The following is a 575-nucleotide window of genomic DNA, read 5'->3' as shown; positions in this document are numbered from 1 at the left end:
ACGTTGGCAAACATTTGAAAATCGATGACTAAAAAGATAATTTGCATTTGGATTGGAACTTTTGAATCAGAAAACAAACTCTACAAAAACTATCTGAATTTTGATTATGAAAACGAAGATGAACCTGAATCTGAATTCGGAAAAGATGCTGAATTAGAATATTATGATGAGGATTTTATGGAAAGTTGGTGGTTTAAAAAACTGACTTTGGAAAATCTGGTCGAACACAAAGATGACTTACTCGACTCTGAATATTTTTTCGATGAACTTATTGCGGAATTAAAAAATAGAGATTTAACAAATCGGAATTCAATTTCGTTCTTATTTGGAGAAAATGGAGAACACTCAACAAATGAAATGCTATTCGAATACAACGGAATGAAAATGAATAACAAACCAATTGAATTCGTTTTTCGAAAAGAATATGAACCGAAATAAAAAACGATTTGCCAACACCGTATAAAATTAATTGCTAATTCTAGCCTAATTACGAAAGTCCTCGCGGACTTTCTATCTGTGATTTATTTGCTAAATTAGTTGCTTAAATAACGCAACTAATCTTATACAAACACGTT

The 575-nt window shown here is 30.6% G+C and carries 1 protein-coding gene; it reads left to right on the top strand.

The genetic code is table 11. From position 1 onward, the window contains the following. Positions 1-24: 24 nt before the first annotated feature. Positions 25-438, top strand: a complete 414-nt coding sequence (locus tag TD18_RS16885; RefSeq protein WP_052461130.1) for an immunity 22 family protein — start codon at positions 25-27, stop codon at positions 436-438. Positions 439-575 lie beyond the last annotated feature (137 nt).

It is taken from the genome of Psychroserpens mesophilus (genome assembly GCF_000826645.1).
Taxonomy (GTDB): Bacteria; Bacteroidota; Bacteroidia; order Flavobacteriales; family Flavobacteriaceae; genus Psychroserpens; species Psychroserpens mesophilus.
The sequence above is the reverse complement of the archived record's forward strand: the minus strand, read 5'-3'. Positions and strand labels throughout refer to the sequence as shown.

Excerpts from the sequence above, each read along its gene's own strand:
- TD18_RS16885 (WP_052461130.1), top strand. The coding sequence starts at position 25 with ATGACTAAAAAGATAATTTGCATTTGGATTGGAACTTTTGAATCAGAA.